General features: G+C 66.7%; 15 protein-coding genes and 3 tRNA genes. 10 read left to right on the forward strand and 8 right to left on the reverse strand.

The window, feature by feature from the left end; translation table 11 throughout:
* Positions 1-2: 2 nt before the first annotated feature.
* On the reverse strand, positions 3-1280 hold the full coding sequence (gene purD, locus F8O07_RS03070) for a phosphoribosylamine--glycine ligase (protein ID WP_158030686.1): 1278 nt from the start codon (positions 1278-1280) through the stop codon (positions 3-5).
* 44 nt (positions 1281-1324) lie between these two features.
* Between purD and F8O07_RS03075 the strand changes: the two genes are divergently transcribed.
* The 4 genes from F8O07_RS03075 to purM all read left to right on the forward strand — a co-directional run bounded on the left by F8O07_RS03075 (position 1325) and on the right by purM (position 5051).
* Positions 1325-1783 carry a sterol carrier family protein gene (locus F8O07_RS03075; RefSeq protein ID WP_192496730.1) on the forward strand — a complete coding sequence of 153 codons (459 nt, stop codon included), beginning with the start codon at positions 1325-1327 and terminating at the stop codon, positions 1781-1783.
* A 14-nt stretch (positions 1784-1797) separates the two neighbouring features.
* On the forward strand, positions 1798-2289 hold the full coding sequence (locus tag F8O07_RS03080) for an ABC transporter permease (protein ID WP_158030687.1): 492 nt from the start codon (positions 1798-1800) through the stop codon (positions 2287-2289).
* Between the two features lie 2 nt (positions 2290-2291).
* Positions 2292-3863, forward strand: coding sequence for an amidophosphoribosyltransferase (purF, locus tag F8O07_RS03085; RefSeq protein WP_158030688.1), 1572 nt, complete (start codon positions 2292-2294; stop codon positions 3861-3863).
* Positions 3864-3947: 84 nt separating this feature from the next.
* Positions 3948-5051 carry a phosphoribosylformylglycinamidine cyclo-ligase gene (gene purM / locus F8O07_RS03090; RefSeq protein ID WP_158030689.1) on the forward strand — a complete coding sequence of 368 codons (1104 nt, stop codon included), beginning with the start codon at positions 3948-3950 and terminating at the stop codon, positions 5049-5051.
* A gap of 148 nt (positions 5052-5199) precedes the next feature.
* On the opposite strand, the gene F8O07_RS03095 is transcribed toward purM, so the two are convergent.
* Complete coding sequence (locus tag F8O07_RS03095) at positions 5200-5391, reverse strand: DUF3073 domain-containing protein (RefSeq protein WP_158030690.1); 192 nt, start codon at positions 5389-5391, stop codon at positions 5200-5202.
* Between the two features lie 188 nt (positions 5392-5579).
* Between F8O07_RS03095 and F8O07_RS03100 the strand changes: the two genes are divergently transcribed.
* The 3 genes from F8O07_RS03100 to F8O07_RS03110 all read left to right on the forward strand — a co-directional run bounded on the left by F8O07_RS03100 (position 5580) and on the right by F8O07_RS03110 (position 10174).
* Complete coding sequence (locus F8O07_RS03100; protein ID WP_158030691.1) at positions 5580-8861, forward strand: efflux RND transporter permease subunit; 3282 nt, start codon at positions 5580-5582, stop codon at positions 8859-8861.
* A gap of 9 nt (positions 8862-8870) precedes the next feature.
* Complete coding sequence (locus F8O07_RS03105; protein WP_158030692.1) at positions 8871-9782, forward strand: neutral zinc metallopeptidase; 912 nt, start codon at positions 8871-8873, stop codon at positions 9780-9782.
* A gap of 188 nt (positions 9783-9970) precedes the next feature.
* Positions 9971-10174, forward strand: coding sequence for a cold-shock protein (locus F8O07_RS03110; RefSeq protein ID WP_158030693.1), 204 nt, complete (start codon positions 9971-9973; stop codon positions 10172-10174).
* Between the two features lie 72 nt (positions 10175-10246).
* On the opposite strand, the gene F8O07_RS03115 is transcribed toward F8O07_RS03110, so the two are convergent.
* The 5 genes from F8O07_RS03115 to F8O07_RS03135 all read right to left on the reverse strand — a co-directional run bounded on the left by F8O07_RS03115 (position 10247) and on the right by F8O07_RS03135 (position 12094).
* Positions 10247-10726, reverse strand: coding sequence for a MarR family winged helix-turn-helix transcriptional regulator (locus F8O07_RS03115; RefSeq protein ID WP_158030694.1), 480 nt, complete (start codon positions 10724-10726; stop codon positions 10247-10249).
* A gap of 107 nt (positions 10727-10833) precedes the next feature.
* A tRNA-Phe gene (locus tag F8O07_RS03120) sits at positions 10834-10909 on the reverse strand.
* A gap of 67 nt (positions 10910-10976) precedes the next feature.
* Positions 10977-11050, reverse strand: a tRNA-Asp gene (locus tag F8O07_RS03125).
* Positions 11051-11108: 58 nt separating this feature from the next.
* Positions 11109-11181, reverse strand: a tRNA-Glu gene (locus F8O07_RS03130).
* A gap of 109 nt (positions 11182-11290) precedes the next feature.
* On the reverse strand, positions 11291-12094 hold the full coding sequence (locus F8O07_RS03135; RefSeq protein WP_192496613.1) for a FadR/GntR family transcriptional regulator: 804 nt from the start codon (positions 12092-12094) through the stop codon (positions 11291-11293).
* A 127-nt stretch (positions 12095-12221) separates the two neighbouring features.
* Here F8O07_RS03135 and F8O07_RS03140 point away from each other — a divergent pair, with 127 nt between their 5' ends.
* Positions 12222-13571: a M23 family metallopeptidase gene (locus tag F8O07_RS03140; protein WP_158030696.1), complete on the forward strand. Its 1350-nt coding sequence runs from the start codon at positions 12222-12224 to the stop codon at positions 13569-13571.
* Positions 13572-13699: 128 nt separating this feature from the next.
* On the opposite strand, the gene ppa is transcribed toward F8O07_RS03140, so the two are convergent.
* On the reverse strand, positions 13700-14191 hold the full coding sequence (gene ppa, locus F8O07_RS03145; RefSeq protein ID WP_158030697.1) for an inorganic diphosphatase: 492 nt from the start codon (positions 14189-14191) through the stop codon (positions 13700-13702).
* A 159-nt stretch (positions 14192-14350) separates the two neighbouring features.
* On the opposite strand from ppa, the gene tilS reads away from it, so the two are divergent.
* Positions 14351-15358, forward strand: coding sequence for a tRNA lysidine(34) synthetase TilS (gene tilS / locus F8O07_RS03150; protein WP_225733146.1), 1008 nt, complete (start codon positions 14351-14353; stop codon positions 15356-15358).
* Positions 15359-15415: 57 nt separating this feature from the next.
* Positions 15416-15967, forward strand: a complete 552-nt coding sequence (gene hpt, locus F8O07_RS03155) for a hypoxanthine phosphoribosyltransferase (RefSeq protein ID WP_158030698.1) — start codon at positions 15416-15418, stop codon at positions 15965-15967.
* Position 15968 lies beyond the last annotated feature (1 nt).

The following is a 15968-nucleotide window of genomic DNA, read 5'->3' on the forward strand; positions in this document are numbered from 1 at the left end:
CGTCAGGCGTTCGGATCGGTCAAAAGGTCGGCGCGGGTGCGGCTCGCGGCGGCGATGTCGCCGCGATGGTGCTCGCCTTCGAGCCCGATGCGTTCGATGCCAGCATACGCTGCGGCCCGAGCCGCCTCGAAGGTGTCGGCGACCGCGACAACGTTGAGGACTCGGCCGCCGGTGGCGATCAGATGGCCGTTCTCATCGGCGGTCGCCGCATGGATGACGCTCACACCGGGCAGCTGCTCGGCCTCGTCGACGCCGGTGATCACCCGACCGGTGAGCGACTGCTCGGGGTAGCCCTCGCTGGCCATGACCACGGTGATCGCGCACTGGGGAGAGAAACGAGGTGCCGGCACAGAGTCGAGGCGGCCTTCGGCGGCGGCGAGCAGCAGCTCGCCGAACTCGCCTTCGAGGCGGGGCAGCACGACCTGCGTCTCGGGGTCGCCGAAACGAGCGTTGAACTCGATGACGCGGAGGCCTTTCGGCGTGATGATCAGACCGCAGTAGAGCAGACCGCGAAACTCGTCGCCCTGTTTCGCGAGCTGGGTGATCGTCGGCTGGGCCACCGTGTCGCGCACCTGCGCCACGAAGTCGTCGCCCACCCAGGGCAGCGGCGAATAGGCGCCCATGCCTCCGGTGTTCGCACCCTGGTCGTCGTCGTCGACGCGTTTGTAATCCTGCGCGGGAGAAAGTGGTGCGACCCGGGTGCCGTCGGCGAGAAAGAAGAGCGAGACCTCCTGCCCGCTGAGGAACTCCTCGATCAGCACGCTCTGGTCGATCCATCTGCTCGCGTGTGCGACGGCCGCGTCGCGGTCGTCGGTGACGATGACGCCCTTGCCTGCGGCGAGACCGTCGGCCTTCACCACATACGGGGCGCCGAACTCGTCCAGCGCGGCCTCGGCCTCGGGCAGGGTGCTAGCGCGAACCGCGCGCCCGGTGGGCACCCCAGCGGCCTCCATGACCTGCTTGGCGAAGCTCTTCGAGCCTTCGAGCCGAGCCGCGTCACGGTCGGGGCCGAACACGGGCACGCCCAGCGCGCGCACGGCATCCGCCACACCCGCGACCAGAGGCGCCTCGGGGCCGACGACGACCAGATCAGGTCGGTCGCGCTCGACCTGCGCGACGACGGCCGCACCGTCAGCGGCGTCGAGGGCGACGACGGGCACGTCTGCCGCGATGCCGGCGTTGCCGGGAGCCGCGACGATCTCATGGGTGGTCTGGTCGGCCAGAAGCCGACGGATGATGGCGTGCTCGCGCGCGCCCGAGCCGAGTACGAGAATCTTCACTCGCCCAGCCTACCGAAGCCGACCCGTAGAATCGCCCCGTGGCGATGAAGAGAATCGAAGAACGCGACGGCATCAGCGCGTTCGATGCGGCGCTGGCCGGTCTGAGCGCGGGCGAGGTCGATGCGGATGCGCCGGTCGAGCCCGCAGGCGAGGGCACTCTCGAGCGGGGCACGATCGCGGCTCCCCGTGCGACGATCGCGACGGCCGTGCGGTTCACGCTGCAGACACTCGCCGACGACCACCCGGGCCATTCGGTCGAGGTGCGGGTGCCGCCGTACGGCGCGGTGCAGTGCATTGAGGGGCCGCGGCACACCAGAGGCACGCCTCCGAACGTCATCGAGACCGATGCGGCGACCTGGCTGGCGCTCGCGAGCGGCCGGCTGCTCTGGGCCGAGGCGTTGTCGTCCGGCCTGGTCGACGCCTCCGGCGCCCGGGCGCATCTCGACGGCATGCTGCCGATTCCCGGGCTGCATCGGGTGCGCAGAGGGCAGCCGCACAAGTGAGATAGGGTGTCTGGGTGAGGCGAGAGACCCAAGAGGTGCAGGTGCAGGTGCGCCAGGCACCCAAATATCTGACGTTCGCGATGTTCGGAGCGGTCATCGGCCTGGTGATCTCTGCAGTCGTGTCGCTGATCGCGATGGCACAGCCCCGTGACCCGGCAGACGCCGACGACCCGACGCGACAGATCAGCCCGATGCAGGCCTTCCTGCTGCTGGGACTGACGCTCGCCGTGGTCTGCGCCTTGGTCATGCTCGTGATCGCCCTCGTGCTCGACCGTGTGATGGCACGCCGGGCCCGTGTGGCCAGCGCCGTGCACGAGAAGTTCACGAGTGACGGCGAAGAGGCTGCGGCGGATGCCGTGGCCGGGCCCGTCTCCGAATCTTCCGCTGGGGGTGGCCTCGCCCGGGGTGCCGGTGCGACAATTGACGCTGAGGCGTCTGACGGGGGAGCCGACGCCTCGTCTGAAGACCGCACGAACTCCACCTCGGGTGGAGAAGACAAGGAGTGACCGTGGCTCGCGGTGACGGCATGCTCAACCACGACCTTCTGCCGAACGAGAAGGGTCCGCAGGACGAATGCGGCGTCTTCGGAGTCTGGGCGCCTGACGAAGAGGTGGCCAAGCTCACGTACTTCGGTCTCTTCGCCCTGCAGCACCGCGGCACCGAGTCGGCGGGCATTGCGACCTCCGACGGCGAGCAGATCATGGTCTACAAAGACATGGGTCTGGTCTCGCAGGTGTTCGATGAGTCATCGCTCAACACTCTCACCGGGCACATCGCGGTCGGGCACAACCGATACTCGACGACCGGCCGCTCGACGTGGGCGAACGCTCAGCCGACGCTCGGCAAGACCGCCAACGGCACGATCGCACTGGGCCACAACGGCAACCTGACGAACACCGCCGAGCTGCTTCGGCTGCTGCACGACCTGCATCCCGATCAGACCTTCGGCGAGCTCTCGCATGGGAACACCACCGACACCGCAGTGCTCACCGCGCTGCTCAGCGGCGACGCCGACCACACGCTTGAAGCCACCGCGATGCAGATTCTGCCGAAGGTGCGCGGGGCGTTCTGCCTCGCCTTCATGGACGAGCACACGCTCTACGCCGCACGAGACCCGCAGGGCGTGCGCCCGCTGGTGCTCGGCCGACTCGACCACGGGTGGGTGGTGGCCAGCGAGACCGCCGCGCTCGACATCGTCGGCGCCTCGTTCGTGCGCGAGGTCGAGCCGGGCGAGCTGCTCGCGATCAACGAGAGCGGCATCCGCAGTCAGCGCTTCGCGCAGACGAAACGAGCCGGATGCGTCTTCGAATACGTCTACCTGGCGCGTCCCGACACCACGATCCACGGCCGCTCGGTCAACGCATCGCGCATCGACATGGGCAAAGCGCTGGCGCGTGAGTACCCTGTCGAAGCCGACCTCGTGATTCCCACTCCCGATTCGGGAACGCCGGCGGCGATCGGCTACTCGCAGCAGTCGGGCATTCCCTATGGGCAGGGTCTCGTCAAGAACGCCTATGTCGGGCGCACGTTCATCCAGCCGTCTCAGACGATCCGTCAGCGCGGCATCCGTCTGAAGCTGAATCCTCTGCGCGAGGTGATCCGAGGCAAGCGTCTGGTCGTGATCGACGACTCGATCGTGCGAGGCAACACCCAGCGTGCGCTGGTGGCGATGCTTCGCGAGGCCGGTGCCGCCGAAGTGCACGTGCGCATCTCGTCTCCGCCGATCACCTGGCCGTGCTTCTACGGCATCGACTTCGCCTCGCGTGCCGAGCTGATCGCGTCGGGCGCCTCGGTCGAAGAGATCCGCAGCATGATCGGCGCCGACTCGCTGGGCTACCTGAGCAAAGACGGCATGATCGAGGCCTCGCAGCAGCCCGAGAGCGAGCTGTGCACCGCATGCTTCACCGGGCAGTACCCGATCGAGCTGCCGAGCGACGACGAGCTGGGCAAAGACCTGCTCGAGCAGGCAGGAGCGAAGGCCCCGGCAGCCTGCAATCCCGGCCCCGACTCCGAGCTCGACCGGCTGGTGAGCGGGCAGAGCGGCATTACGCACGGAGCGCTCTCGACCCCGAAACGCTGACTCGATCGAGCCCCGCAGCATCCCGCACCGACACCATCCAGCACCGACCAGCGATCCCATCATCGAGAGCACCAAGGAGAACCTGTGAGCCTCTACGCGCAGTCCGGAGTCGACACCGAGGCCGGCGATCGCGCCGTCGAACTGATGAAGGCGGCGGTTCAGGCGACCCACGGCCCTCAGGTGATCGGCGGGGTCGGCGGCTTCGCCGGCATGTTCGACGTGTCGGCGCTGAAAGAGTTCGACCATCCCGTTCTGGCCACGTCGACTGACGGCGTCGGCACCAAGGTCGCGATCGCCCAGGCGATCGACAAACACGACACCATCGGTCAGGATCTCGTCGGCATGGTGGTCGACGACATCGTCGTCGTCGGGGCGAAGCCGCTGTTCATGACCGACTACGTCGCGACCGGGCGGGTGATCCCCGAGCGCATCGCCGAGATCGTCGGCTCGATCGCACGCGCCTGTGCCGAGACGGGCACGTCGCTGGTCGGCGGGGAGGTCGCGGAGCATCCCGATCTGCTGGGGCCCGACGAGTACGACCTCGCGGGCGCCGCCGTGGGGGCGGTCGACTTCGAGCTGCGCCTCGACCCCTCGCGTGTGCGTTCGGGGGATGTCGTGCTCGCTCTGGCCTCGAGCGGCCTGCACTCGAACGGCTACTCGCTCGTCCGCCGCGTGCTCGCCGATGCAGAGCTTGACTACACCTCGTCGATCGCAGACTTCTCACGCTCAGTGGGCGAAGAGCTGCTGGAGCCCACGCGTCTCTACGCCGGACCGGTGGTGAGCGTGCTCGAGAGCGCAACGACCAAGGGTGCGGTGCACATGCTCAGCCACATCACCGGCGGTGGCATCGCGGCGAACATCGCCCGGGTGCTGCCCGCTGGTCTGTGGCTCGAACTCGATCGCTCGACCTGGCAGCCTCCGCAGGTCTTTCGCGTGCTCGCCGATTTGGGAGGCTTCGCACTGGGCGAGGTCGAAGACACCTGGAACCTGGGCATCGGCATGGTGGCTTTGGTCGAGGCCGATCGCGCCGAAGCCGTGCAGCAGGCCTTCGTTCAGCAGGGCATCCCGACCTGGCAGGCCGGTGTGGTCAGCGATGCCCAGCGCGATCTGGCGGCTGACGGATTCACCGTCGGTGCGAAGGGTGTGCATGCGGGCGGTGTTCGTCTCGTCGGAGACTTCGCCAGCTGAGTCCGGGGCGAGCCGCGTGCTGTCGACGCAGCATCGCGGCTCGGTGACCGCACCGCGCCGTGTTCTGGCTGCGTTCGATGCTCAGTGTGAGTGTGAGAGAACAGGAGTGTGCGGGAGCGAGCGCAGTGCTCTGCTCAGCGCTCGGAACTCAGCGTTCGTCTTCGTCGCGCTCGTCGTCGGCGGGGTAGTGGTACTCGCTCCAGTCTTCGCTGGAGCCCTCGTCGTGATGAGCACGGCTGCGCAGCTCTCGCTCGAGAGCCTCGTAGTCAGTTGCAGGAACGTTGTATTTGAGTTCCCGGGCGACTTTGGTGTGTTTCGCCTTCTGGCGGCCGCGTCCCATGAACGAGACCTCCTGTCACTGTCATGATTCGTTAAGACGGCGCGTACGACCACTGTCACGTGGATTGCGCACATGCTGGCCGCAAGTCTATCACGGGTGTGGCCGATGCGGCCTGGCCGAACCTCTCAAACAGGTGTGAAACAATGCACGAAGCGGCCCGACTCCCGGAACCCGTCAGGTAAGGAAACATGTCACGACTGACTGCTCTCAGCATGCGTAACCGAGCGCTGATCGCGCTGATCACCATCGTGGTCGCCTTCTTCGGCGTGTTCTCGATGACCGGCGCTCGACAGGAGCTCATGCCGAGCATCGAGCTGCCCATGGTGGTCGTGCAGTCGTCGAGCCCGGGCGACGCCCCAGATGTGGTCGATGCGCAGATCAGCGCACCGATCGAAGCCGCGGTGCAGAGCGTCGAAGGCATCGAGTCGACGTCGTCGACGTCGAGCACCGGAGTTTCGATGGTGACGGCCAAGTTCGCCTTCGGCACCGATCGCGTCGGTGCCGAGCAGAAGGTGCAGCAGGCGGTCAACCGCATCTCGAGCCAGCTGCCGAAAGACCTCGATCCGATCATCGCGACCGGTTCGACAGACGATCTGCCGGTGATCATGCTCTCGGCCGCCTCGTCACAGGTCGCACCGGTCGACATCGCCGAGCGGCTGCGTTCCACAGTGACCAACGACCTCGAACACGTTGACGGCGTCGCCTCGGCCACGGTGGTCGGCGGGGGCAGTCTCGAGGTTCGGGTGGTGCCCGACCAGACCAAGCTGGCCCAGCACGGGCTGACCGCAGCTTCGATCTCGCAGGCGCTCGCTGCCAACGGCACCGTCGGCGGTGCCGGCAGCGTCACCGAAGGAGACCGAGATCTCTCAGTGCGCGTCGGCGACTCGTTCACCTCGACAGACGACCTGGCGGCGCTGCCGCTGCTGCCTGCCGCCGGTGGTGCGAGCCAGTCTGCCGCCGGTGCTGCTGGTCAGTCTGCCAGCGCTGGTGCGAGCCAAGGTGCCGCTGCCGCCGGTGCTGCGGCGCAGCCCGCCGCGATCGCGCCCGTGCGGCTGGGAGACGTCGCCCAGGTCACGCTGACCGAGGCGCCGGTCACCGGCATCAGCCGAGTCGACGGTCAGCCGGCCGTGACCATTCAGGTGACGAAGCGCCCGACCGGCAACACCGTCGAGGTGTCGAAGCAGATCAACGCTCAGGTGGACGAGCTGCAGGCGAAGGTCGGCGACGACATCACCCTCTCGGTGATGTACGACCAGGCGCCGTCGATCGAGCAGTCGATCGAGTCGCTCACGACCGAGGGGCTGCTGGGGCTGGCCTTCGCGATCGTGGTCATCCTGCTCTTCCTGCTTTCGGTGCGGTCGACGCTGGTCACCGCGATCTCGATTCCGACCTCGCTGCTCGTGACGTTCATCGGCATCGAAGCGGCCGGATACTCGCTGAACGTGCTGACGCTCGGCGCGCTGACGATCGCGATCGGTCGAGTCGTCGATGACTCGATCGTGGTGATCGAGAACATCAACCGTCATCTCGCCCTCGAACGGGGCGAGCGCAAGTCGGCCGTGATCCTGCACGGTGTGCGCGAGGTGGCCGGCGCGATCACCGCATCGACGCTCACCACCGCGGCCGTGTTCCTTCCGGTCGGGTTCGTCACCGGTCTGGTCGGCGAACTCTTCAAACCGTTCGCGTTCACCGTGGTCATCGCGCTGATCGCCTCGCTGCTGGTGTCGCTGACCATCGTGCCGGTGCTGGCCTACTGGCTGCTCAGGGGGCCCAAAACGTCGGATGCCTCGATGAGCGAGAGTGAAAGCGACGCGTTGCAGCGTGGGGAGTCGCGGCGTCGTCAGCGTACGCTCGGAGCCATCGACGCGCTCGCAGACGAGCCACGCACCCGCCTCCAACGCTGGTACGAGCCGGTGCTGCGCGGCACGCTGCGGCATCCCGCGCTCACGCTGGTCGGTGCGGTCGTCGTCTTGGGCGTCACGCTGGCGCTGACGCCGCTCATGCAGACCAACTTCATCGGTGACTCGGGGCAGAACACGGCGAGCATCTCACAGGCGCTCAGGCCGGGCACGAGCCTCGAGAGTGCGACGCAGCGTGCGCTGCCGGTCGAGCAGGCGCTGCGCGACGTCGACGGCGTGCAGACCGTCTCGACCACTGTCGGCAGCTCCGGCGGCATCAGCATGGCCTCGTTCGCCGGCGGCGGTGCGGGGCAGAGCACACTGTTCCAAGTGGCGTTCGCCGACGGAGCCGATGCCGCCAAGGTGCAGCAGAAGCTGCGTGACGCGCTGAACGCCCAGCCTGACGCCGACGATCTCTCGCTGTCGACGTCGGGTGGCGCCGGAGTCTCGAACGACATCGCGATCGACGTCGAGGCGCCTGACGACCAGCGCCTTGAGGACGCTGCGAATCAGCTGGTCTCGGGAGCACGCGAAATCGACGACGTGGCCGAGGTCACGAGTAGCCTGAGCTCGACGATTGACACGCTGCATGTCGCCGTCGACCGGCAGCGTGCGGCGGAGCATGGCATGACCGAATCTCAGATCGTCCAGACCCTCGCCCCGGCGATGAACCCCCAGCAGGTTGCGAAGGTGACGATCGACTCGAAAGACGTCTCGGTGGTGGTGCGCAGCGACGAGCAGCCCAAGACCGCAGACGAACTGCGGGCGCTGCCGGTGACGACGCCCACCGGCACGGTTCGCCTCGACGCGCTCGCCGACGTGCAGACGCAGCAGGTACCGCAGTCGATCAGCTCGGTACGGGGCAGCCGTTCGGCGACGGTGACGATCACCCCGGCAGGTGAGTCGCTCAACACCGTCTCTGCAGGCGTGACGAAGCTGCTGGACGACACCCAGCTGCCTGCGGGTGTCACAGCATCGATCGGCGGGGTGCTCAGCGATCAGGCGTCGGCGTTCGGCAGTCTGGGCCTCGCTCTGCTCGCCGCTGTGCTCATCGTCTACGTGATCATGGTGGCGACCTTCAAATCGCTGCGGCAGCCGCTGCTGCTGCTGGTCTCGATCCCGTTCGCTGCGACAGGGGCGCTTGCCGCGCTGCTGATCAGCGGCACGCCGCTGGGGGCGGCGTCTCTGGTCGGGCTGCTGATGCTTGTCGGCATCGTGGTCACCAACGCGATTGTGCTCATCGACCTGGTCAATCAGTTCAGGGCCAAGGGCGTGGGCACGCTCGAAGCGATCGTCGAGGGAGCCTCTCGGCGTCTGCGGCCGATTCTGATGACCGCTGCGGCCACGGTGTTCGCACTTGTGCCGATGGCCCTCGGAATCACAGGGCATGCCGGATTCATCTCGCAGCCGCTGGCGCTCGTGGTGATCGGCGGCCTGGTGTCGTCGACGCTGCTGACGCTCATCGTGCTGCCTGTGCTCTACTGGGCGGTCGAAGGCCACCGCGATCGTCGTGACCGGGCGCGGTCACGACGGCTGTCGGCGGAGCCCTCGACCGAGAGTGCGCCTGCCTAGACTGGTGACATGACTTTCAACCCCAACGCCAAGCTCGACCCGTCTCACGTGCGCCGATCGTCGGGCGCTCGGGGCACCGCCATCGCCGGCGGTGGCGGGCTGGTGGTTCTGCTGCTGGTGTTCGTGATCTCACAGCTGACCGGCATCGACCCGGGCACGCTCGAATCGGCCACCGGCCAGTACGGCGGCCAGATTCGCACGACTGACGGCAGTTCGGCGCCGATCGACGACTGTCTGACCGGCGCCGACGCCAACGCGCGCGACGACTGTCGCATGGTCGGTGCGGCGAGCTCCATCTCGGCGTACTGGAAAGACGAGTACCCGCAGTTGGACATGCGCGGCACGTATCACGATCCTGACATGCAGCTCTTCTCAGGTGCGACGTCGACGGGATGCGGCAGCGCCACGTCGTCGACGGGGCCGTTCTACTGCCCGGCTGACGAGACGATCTACATCGACACGTCGTTCTTCCAGGTGCTGCGCTCGCAGTACGGCGCCAGCGGGGGATCGCTCTCTCAGCTCTACATCGTGGCGCATGAGTGGGGCCACCACATCCAGCAGCTGGGCGGCCTGCTGACCTCGCAGCGCACACAAGACGTCGGCAGAACCGGAGGGTCGGTGCGCACTGAGCTGCAGGCCGACTGCTTCGCCGGAAGCTGGGTCGGAGCGGCCTCCACGACTCGAGACGAGAACGGGCAGGCGTATCTGGAGCCACCCACCTCGGCTCAGGTGGCCGATGCGCTCAACGCCGCAGCATCCGTCGGAGACGATCACATCCAGGAGCAGGCACAAGGCCATGCCGATCCGGACTCCTGGACGCATGGATCGTCTGAGATGCGCCAGCGCTGGTTCACTGCTGGCATGCAGCAGGGGCCGCAGAAGTGCCTGCAGATCTTCGATGTGCCCGACCGGCAGCTCTGAGTCAGCCGGTCACCGGACTCCGCGCGTCGACGGCGAATCCGTCTACACTTGGTCACGAGGTTTTTGTTTGATCGCCGTACCGCAGGTCGGGCTGCTCATCGCCGGCCCAACTGTTCTGTCGGAGTGCAAAGCAACACCGCACAAGTCGTCGTGAGAGTCTCGGCGCAACAGCAAGAAAGAGCAGTGATATGGCAACCGGTACCGTGAAGTGGTTCAACGCTGAAAAGGGCTACGGATTCATCTCGCCTGACGACGGCAGCGCAGACGTGTTCGCTCACTACAAGAACATTCAGTCTGAGGGCTTCCGCTCACTCGACGAGAACCAGAAGGTCGAGTTCGATGTCGTGCAGGGCCCCAAGGGGCTGCAGGCAGAGAACATTCGCACCATCTGAGATTCGTCAGTCGGCGCTCTGAGCGCACCTGACCTGGCCCCGCACTCCGTGCGGGGCTTTTTCATGTCCAGTTCAGCGCTGCACTTCGAGCCGGTTGTCCGGGTCGAGCTTGGCGAGCAGACGAGAGCAGATCTGATCGAGCTGCACGACCTGTTCTGGTGCGAGCTGGTCGAAGACGGTCGCGCGCACGTTCTCGACATGACCGGGGGCCGAGGCGACGACTTTGTCCCAACCCGCGTCGGTCAGGCGGGCGATCGTGACACGGCGATCGGTGTCGCACGAAGAGCGCTCGACGAAGCCGCGACGCTCCAGCCGCGAGACCACATGCGAGAGCCGGGGCAGCGTGGAGTTCGTCGAGGCCGCGAGCTGCGTCATGCGCATGGCGCGATCGTCGCGTTCAGAGAGCTTGGCGAGCACCAGGTAGTCGAAGTGCGTGAGCTGCGCGTCGCGTTGCAGCTGTGAGTCGAGTGCCCCGGGCATGAGCTCGACGACGGCCTCGAAACGCATCCATGCGTTGAGCTCGATCGGGGAAAGCCAGCGAGGTTCGGTCATGTGCCGATTGTAGCAGCATAACTTGCTGCTACAACGAATTCTGGGCAGCCCGGAAAAGGATCGCACGGTCAGACTGTGAAAAGGAGAATATAGGAGCAGGAGGAATGTGGTGGCTCCGACGGGCGTCGATCCCGTGACCTCACGATTTTCAGTCGTGCGCTCTACCAACTGAGCTACAGAGCCGGGGCGCGCTCACACGGCCCGATCGGTGAAAGAGCCCTTCCAAAAGGAAGGGCTCCTGTCGCCGAAGCGACCCTGACGGGACTTGAACCCGCGACCTCCGCCGTGACAGGGCGGCGCGCTAACCAACTGCGCTACAGGGCCATGCAGTGTACTGCCGATACTGCCTGTGGAACTATATCATGCTGCCGGCACCGCTTTGTGACCCCAACGGGATTCGAACCCGTGTTACCGCCGTGAAAGGGCAGTGTCCTAGGCCACTAGACGATGGGGCCGCTTGTTCTGGCGTTTCTGATGTTTCCGAACCCGCAGTACCGACGTCATACATTACGGAATTCCGACGCCGAGTGCAAAACGGATCCATCCGCGGGGTGTGTCGCGATATCAGCGGGCGTCGTCCGGGGCGCGGAAGATGCGCACCGGCGAGAGCGAGCCGCCTCGGCGGGTGTCGATGCGCCGATACACAGCGGGGGGCTCGGCGGGTGCGGCGGCAGAGCGGCCGCCGTCGCTCTTCTCGCTGTCGCCGGGAACCACGACGAGATCTCGATCACCGTGATCGTTGGCCGCGTGGACCGCCTCGACGAGATCGTGCTTCACCACGGCTTCGAAGATGCGCTCGTGATCGCGCAGCTTCTCGTCTGCAGGCGATGACTTGACTTTGCCGTCGCGGATGCCGAGCTTCACCGCATGTGCGAGCCCCTGATAGAGCTCGGTCAGCAGCGGGTTGCCGCTGGCCTGCACCAGCGCCACATGAAACGGCCCCGGTGGGTCGAGCGCCTCGGTGTGACCGCTTTGAACATGTTCGCGCTCCTCCTCGAGAGCGTGGCGCAGGGCGTCGATGTGCTCGTCGCTCAGGTCGAGAGCAGCCTTTCGGGCAGCCTCGATCTCGAGAGTGCGGCGGATGCCGAGCACGTCCGAGATCTCTTTCTCTCCCAAGTAGTCGGTGAGTACGGCGCTCACAGGGCTGCTCGATCGGACGAAGGTGCCTCGACCGGGAGCAGTCTCGAGAATGCCCAGGCTGGCCAGCGCGCGTACCGCCTCGCGGACGGTGCTGCGCCCGACACCCAACTGTTCGGTGAGCTCTGGTTCAGTGGGGATCTTGGTGCCGATCGGCCACGCTCCGCTTGTGACCTGCTCGCGAAGCCAGGAGATGACTCGCGCGGCCCGTTTCGATCCAGTGGTCGGCATGCTGCTCCTCAATAGGTTCCTGAGTAACCAGTCTAGAACCGCAGAGATTGTGCGAACGAATCGTAGTGGCCTGCGAGACGTGCACAGGTGTGCCGTGTAGTCTGGCGAAGGTCTACGTGAAGGGAGCATGATGCGCGCACTGCGTCGAGTCGTCATCGGCACGGCACTTTCCGTGGCTCTGGTCGGGGGACAGAGTCTGGTTGCCCCGGTGGCTCCGAGTCAGGCTGCGAACTATCCGTCGTGGGATGACATCAACAACGCCAAGAACAGCGAGCAGGCGAAGCAGAGCGAGATCACTCGCGTTCAGGGGCTCATCTCCGATCTCAACGGCCAGCTCGACTCCGCTCAGGCCGCCGTCGACTCCGCTCAGGCCGCGGCAGACTCCGCGCTGCAGCAGGTGGCAGACCAGCAGACGACGTATGACACGCTCCGAGTGCAGCAGCTCAATGCTCAGGCACGCGCCGACGAGTCGAAACGCGCTGCCGGGGCGAGCATCGCGCAGCTGTACCGCAGCGGCGGCAGCAACGCGAGTATGAACATCTACCTCTCCGGCGACGGTGCCGACGAAGTGCTGTATCAGCTCGGAGTGATGGGGCGATTCGGAGAGAGCAGCGACGAGACCTACCGCGGTGCGATCGCCGACGCCAAGACTGCGGATTCGCTCAAACAGCAGGCAGACGCTGCGCTGACGCAGCTGCAGGCGCTCGCCGACGACGCCGCGACAAAGGCTCAGCAGGCTCAGCAGGCTCAGCAGCAGGTCGATGCGTCGCTGCAGGAGCAGAAAGACCACGCCGCCAATCTCGCGGCTCAGCTCTCGTCGCTGCAGGGCGAGACCGCTGAGCTGCAGCAGCAGCGCGCTGCAGGCATGCAGGCCGAGGCCGAGGCTCGGGCGAAGGCGGCCGCGGCTGCTCAGGCCGCAGCGGCGGCGAAGCGCTCCGGCGGCAACGACGATGACGGGTCATACGCGCCCTCCCAGCCCAGCCGGCCGGCCTCAGGTGGTGGGGGCGGCGGCGCACCTGCTCCTGCAGTCCGCCCGGGCAGCGGAGTCGGCTACCCGATCCCGTACCTTCGTGCCTCGAGCGGCTATGGGTTCCGCGTGCACCCGATCGCCGGAGTCCGAAGGTTCCATTACGGCACCGACTACTCGGTTCCGACCGGCACTCCTGCGCTGGCCATCGCCAATGGCACGGTCACAGCGGTGACCTACGACAGTGCACGAGGCAACTACATCGACGTGCGCTACGTGATCGGCGGGCAGACGATCTACGGCCGCTATCAGCACCTGTCCCGAGCGACGGTCTCGGTCGGCCAGTCGGTCGGCAAGGGGCAGCAGATCGGGCTGACCGGCAGCACCGGTGCGTCGACCGGCCCGCACCTGCACTTCGAGATTCACATCGGCTCGATTGGCTACGGTTCGCCATACGGCGTTGGCGGGGGAAACACCGTCGACCCGGCAATCTGGCTGGCGTCTCACTGAGCGTCAGCTGACGCATCCGCGCTGTGATGCATTCGCCGCACCGCCGAGCGGCAGAGACGACTCAGGGCCCAACCTCGCACGTGTGAGTTCGCACGGCGGTCGGGCCCTGGGCTTTGCGATGCAGGAGGCTACTTCGCCTCTTCTGCCTTCAGTCGATCGAAGCCCTCCTGGACCTCGCGCTCGGCGGCCTCGACGCCCTCCCAGCCGCCCAGCGTGACCTCTTTGCCCTTCTCGAGGTCTTTGTAGTGAGCGAAGAAGTGCTCGATGCGATCCTTGAGCTCCTGGGGCACATCGTCGATGTCCTGGATGTGGTCGAAACGCGGATCCTTCGGCACGGCGATGACCTTGGTGTCGATGCCCGCCTCGTCTTTCATGTTCAGCATGCCGACCGGACGAACCTTGACGCCGACCCCGGGGAACACCGGGATCTCGGTGAGCACCAGCACGTCGACCGGATCGCCGTCTTGGCCGAGCGTGTTCTCGAAGAAGCCGTAGTCGGTGGGGTAGACGAAGTTGGTGAAGAGCACGCGGTCGAGAAAGACGCGGCCGGTCTCGTGGTCGACCTCGTACTTGTTGCGTGAACCAGCGGGGATCTCGATGATTGCGTCGTAGATTGCCATGGGTTGTCTCCTTGTGCGGCGTGCCCTGGTGCGCCGGCTGTCGGCGTCGGGGCGAGCGCCCGTGTCTTGCGGATGTCGAGCGGCGGCCGATGCTGCGTGCGACACCGTGACTCAGCAGTCGCTCGGCGTCGCTCCGACCCCCGCACTAGATTAGTGCACATGCCTGAACAGCGCCCCATGGAGCGTCGCCCGTCGCTTGACGCGGCCACCGCCGCGATCCGACACGATGTGCGGCGGATGCTGCAGCAGCCCGTCCCATCGGCGCCGGCCGGCATCGGGCGCGTACTGGTCGGAGTGAGCGGCGGGGCCGACTCACTGGCGCTGGCGGCGGCCGTCGCACACGTGGCGCCGCGACTGGACATCGCCTGGGGAACGCTGACCGTCGACCATGGGCTGCAGCAGGGCAGCGCAGCCGTGGCGAGACGAACGCAGGCCGAGATGCTGGCCCTCGGAGCATCCTTCGCCCATGTGAGGCGAGTCGAGGTCGGCGACGCCGGCGGGCCCGAGGCCGCAGCCCGTCGGGCGCGGTATGCGGCGCTCGAAGGCGAGCGGGTTGCCACGCAGAGCGATCTGATCCTGCTGGCGCACACCATGGACGATCAGGCCGAGACGGTGCTGCTCGGGCTCGCCCGCGGTTCGGGCGCCGCCTCGCTGCGGGGCATGCGCCCGCTGGCGGGAAGACTGGGGCGTCCGCTGCTCGGCCTGCGTCGCGAGACCACACGTGCCTCGTGTCGGGCGCAGGGCATCGACTCATGGGACGATCCGCAGAACCACGACGCCTCGTTCGCTCGGGTGCGGGTGCGTGACCGGGTGCTGCCCGTGCTCGAACGCGAGCTCGGTCCCGGTATCGTCGCGGCGCTCGCTCGCACGGCCGACCTGCTCGCCGAAGACGCAGTCGTGCTCGATGCGCTGGCGGTCGACCGGCTGAACGCGTGCGAGCCGGGCGCGCTGCCGGTCGAGATGCTGCGCGGCCTGCCGGCCGGCCTCGCGACTCGGGTCGTCAAAGGGATGCTGGAACGAGCCACCGGGCGCGCTCCCGCACGTCGACATGTGCTTGAGACGCTGCGCCTGGCGACCGAGTGGCACGGTCAGGGGCCGCTCGACGTGCCTGGCGGCCGTGTGTGGAGGGCCGAGGGCGAAGTGCGGGCGTGCGCTCGTGCGCACTAGAGTGGTGAACGGGTTCCGACCCGTTTTCCGATCACACCCCTGAGGAGTCGAACACACATGGAGCTTGCTGACATCCAGAACGATCTGAAAGAGGTTCTGCTCACCCCGGAGCAGATCAGCACGCGGGTTGCCGAGATGGCGCGCGAGATCGAAAAGGACTACCAGGGCAAGGACGTGCTGCTCGTCGGCGTGCTCAAGGGCGCGGTGATGATCATGGCCGATCTCTCCCGCGAGCTGAAGCTGCCGGTGACGATGGACTGGATGGCCGTCTCGTCATACGGTTCGGGCACGAAGTCGTCGGGCGTGGTGCGCATTCTCAAAGATCTGGACACCGACCTGCACGGCAAACACGTGCTCATCGTCGAAGACGTCATCGACTCGGGGCTCACGCTCTCGTGGCTGCAGAAGAATCTGCGCTCGCGCGGCACCGAGTCGATCGAGATCTGCGCGCTGCTGCGCAAGCCCGAGGCGCTCGCAGTCGACATCGACGTGAAGTACGTGGGCTTCGACATCCCGGTCGACTTCGTCGTCGGCTACGGCCTCGACTACGACGAGCGCTACCGCAACGTCAAAGGCGTGGGCATCCTCAAGCCCGAGGTGTACAGCTGAT

The organism is Pseudoclavibacter sp. CFCC 13796 (assembly GCF_008831185.1).
Taxonomy (GTDB): domain Bacteria; phylum Actinomycetota; class Actinomycetes; order Actinomycetales; family Microbacteriaceae; genus Pseudoclavibacter_A.